Origin of the sequence: Roseateles sp., assembly GCF_031397715.1 — a bacterium.
GTDB lineage: Bacteria > Pseudomonadota > Gammaproteobacteria > Burkholderiales > Burkholderiaceae_C > Paucibacter_A.
In genome coordinates this window covers 1-2,675 of the sequence record NZ_JANNMI010000466.1, presented here as the reverse complement: position 1 = coordinate 2,675, position 2,675 = coordinate 1, and the positions used below count along the sequence as shown (strand labels likewise).

Sequence of the window (2,675 nt, the reverse complement as noted above, 5' to 3'; positions counted from 1 at the left end):
GTGGGCCGTGATGCTTGCTTCCCTGCGCGAGGATTACCTCAGTCAGGTTCAAAGGGTTTTTTCTCAGCCGATTCAACGTGAGTTGAATCAGCACCCCTAGCGTGGGCAGCGACTTGAATCGCTGCTTGGGCCGCATTGTATCGGCCCATGGGTCTTACTGCGCAGCTGGCCCAAACCTTGTAACAGGCCGGTGGCGCCCTGGGAGATGCCGATTTCAGGGGCGATGTGGGTCGCTGTATGAGGCAAGCTCTGTCTCACAGGTGAGCTTGACTGCGGCGCGGGTAGATTCTTAATGTTCCTCAAATGGGTACATAAGTACCTAATTAAGGAACTTGCCGTGCTCAACGCGCCCGTCTTTGTTCTTGAATGTGGTACAACAGTACCAGAATTAGGAATATGCAGCCACTCGACGCCCTACTATCGAAGCCTGAACAGCGCCTCATGAGCGCGATTCTGCTTCGGCCTGACCAAGACTTTGGAACCCTGGAGCTCTTAAAGCGCATGGGCAACGGCCGAGGGGCCGGAAGCGCCGTGCTTAAGCGCTGGATTGCAGCGGGCCTTTTGCGAGAGCAAAGGGTTGGGAACCAACGACGGCTGTCAGCCAATCCAAAGTTTGTGCTGTACACCGAGCTTAGGCAAATGGTGCTCAAGACAGTTGGCATGGCCGAGCCGCTAGCCAAAGCACTTGCTCCCCTTGGCTCGCGTGTGACCGAAGCATTTGTTTTTGGGTCAGTGGCGGCGGGTAAAGACAGCAGTGTGAGCGATATCGATGTTGTTGTCGTTGGAGACGTCAACCTCTTCGACGTGTCTCCTTTGGTCGATTCTGCTGAGCTTGAGTTGGGCCGCACAATTCACGTGAACGTCTATTCGGAGCAAGAGTGGGCTTCGAATGACCCTGTTTTGGCCGCCATCCGAACCGGGCCGAGAATTGACTTGATGGAGGCAATCCATGCCGAGACCCGCAACGTATGACGCTCTGGTAAAAATTGGCAGCTTCAAAGAGGCCGCGTCGGAGCCAGCTTCCATTGCGCAGTTCCTGCGCATCGCAGAAGAAATGGCAACGGCAATGTCTGCGCCACAGCCAGAGTCGGCAAGGTTCATGCTCGCATACGAGGGGATGTTCAATGTGGTGATGGCTGTGCTCGAGTTTTACGAAGTACGTCCAGGCGACACTGGCGGTCACAGGGTGACGGCCCTCAAACGCGTTGCGGACGACCTACAGCTCGACCCTGCGAAGCAAAGCGCTCTCGGTAGGCTCCATGACATCCGAAATCGAGTGACGTATCGGGCACCGATACCTCCCATCAGCAAATCGGACGCGGATGCTATGCAGGCCATCCTGGGAGAGATGCTTCCAGCGGCAAAGGCCCTCATCAACTCCTGAGGGTCCCTAGGGAAAACCACCTTCTGCGGGCCTAGGCGCCAACAACTGGTGATGCCCACCCCGGCCCATGAAAAAAGCCCGCGTGCAGCGGGCCTTTGCTCAAGCGATTTTCGCTTAGTCGAAGACTGGCGATTCCACGCCCAACACCTTGTGCAATTTCGGGCTGGTGGTGGTGTACTGCAGATGAATCCGCTTGTCCGGGAAGATATAAGGCGCGGCACCAAATGCCGCCAAGGCGCACTCATGGAAGCCCGACAAAATCAGCTTCTTCTTGCCCGGATAGGTGTTCACATCACCGACCGCGAAGATGCCCGGCACATTGGTCTGGAACTTCTCGGTGTCGACCAGAATCTGCTTGCGCTCCAGCGCCAGACCCCATTCGGCGATCGGGCCCAGCTTTGGGCTCAGGCCGAAGAACACCAGCACCTGATCGCAAGGCATCACGCGCGTGACGCCGTCGCCGCCGGTGACCTTGATGTCAGTTAAAACGCCATCCGACTCAACAATGTCCGTCACCTGGCCGACCACGAATTGCATCTCGTAGGCCTCGCAGAGTTCACGCATCTTGGCGACCGAGGCGGGCGCGGCCTTGAAGCCGTCGCGGCGGTGCAAGAGGATCACGCTCTCGGCCTTGTTGGTGCCGCCGTCGGCATTGCCGGCGCAGAAGTTCAGCGCCCAGTCGAGTGCGGAGTCACCGCCGCCGACGATCACCAGGTTTTTGCCCGCGAACTGCGCCGGGTTGCGAACGCGGTAATGCAACTGCGTGCCCTCATACTTCTCAATGCCGTCGACCTTCAGCGTACGCGGCTGGAACGAGCCCACGCCGCCGGCGATGAAGATGGTCTTGGTCAGGAACTGTGTGCCTTTTGACGTCTCACCGAAGAAACGGCCGTCCTCTTGCTTGAGGACGGTAGTGACTTCCTGGCCCAGATGGAAGGTCGCGCCAAAAGGCTCGATCTGCTTGAGCAGGTTGTCGGTGAGTTCCTTGCCCGTGCACACCGGCACGGCCGGGATGTCGTAGATGGGCTTGTCGGGGTAGAGCTCGATGCACTGCCCGCCGGGGTAGGGCAGCGAGTCGACGATGTGGGCCTTGATTTCGAGCAGGCCCAGCTCGAACACCTGGAACAGGCCGACGGGACCCGCGCCCACGATGACCGCATCGGTTTCGATGGGGCCGTCGTGTGTGCCAGCGGTCTTGGTGATCTCCACGTTGGCGTTCGGTTCCATGGTCTGGCGTTCGGGTGTTACTTGATCAGCTCCGACAGCTTGCCGGTCTTGTCTTTCCAGTCGT

3 protein-coding genes and 1 riboswitch are annotated in these 2,675 nt (G+C 58.6%); of the genes, 2 read left to right on the top strand and 1 reads right to left on the bottom strand.

From position 1 onward, the window contains the following. Positions 1-2: 2 nt before the first annotated feature. A riboswitch (TPP riboswitch) is annotated at positions 3-108 on the bottom strand. A 288-nt stretch (positions 109-396) separates the two neighbouring features. Together RMO57_RS20690 and RMO57_RS20685 are read left to right on the top strand one after the other, a co-directional pair. After that, the gene (locus RMO57_RS20690) at positions 397-972 is read left to right on the top strand and encodes a nucleotidyltransferase domain-containing protein (RefSeq protein ID WP_310389888.1); all 576 of its coding nucleotides are present in this window, start codon (positions 397-399) and stop codon (positions 970-972) included. Next, positions 950-1,384 (top strand): hypothetical protein, encoded by a 435-nt coding sequence (locus RMO57_RS20685; protein ID WP_310389887.1) that lies wholly within the window; start codon positions 950-952, stop codon positions 1,382-1,384. The genes RMO57_RS20690 and RMO57_RS20685 overlap by 23 nt, the downstream gene beginning before the upstream one ends. Before the next feature lie 114 nt (positions 1,385-1,498). Here the strand turns inward: RMO57_RS20685 and RMO57_RS20680 are convergent, their stop codons facing one another. Next, positions 1,499-2,611 carry an NAD(P)/FAD-dependent oxidoreductase gene (locus RMO57_RS20680; RefSeq protein WP_310389885.1) on the bottom strand — a complete coding sequence of 371 codons (1,113 nt, stop codon included), beginning with the start codon at positions 2,609-2,611 and terminating at the stop codon, positions 1,499-1,501. Between the last annotated feature and the right edge of the window lie 64 nt (positions 2,612-2,675).

Coding starts and splice junctions, on each gene's coding strand:
- RMO57_RS20690 (WP_310389888.1), top strand. CDS start 397: ATGCAGCCACTCGACGCCCTACTATCGAAGCCTGAACAGCGCCTCATG.
- RMO57_RS20685 (WP_310389887.1), top strand. CDS start 950: ATGCCGAGACCCGCAACGTATGACGCTCTGGTAAAAATTGGCAGCTTC.
- RMO57_RS20680 (WP_310389885.1), bottom strand. CDS start 2,611: ATGGAACCGAACGCCAACGTGGAGATCACCAAGACCGCTGGCACACAC.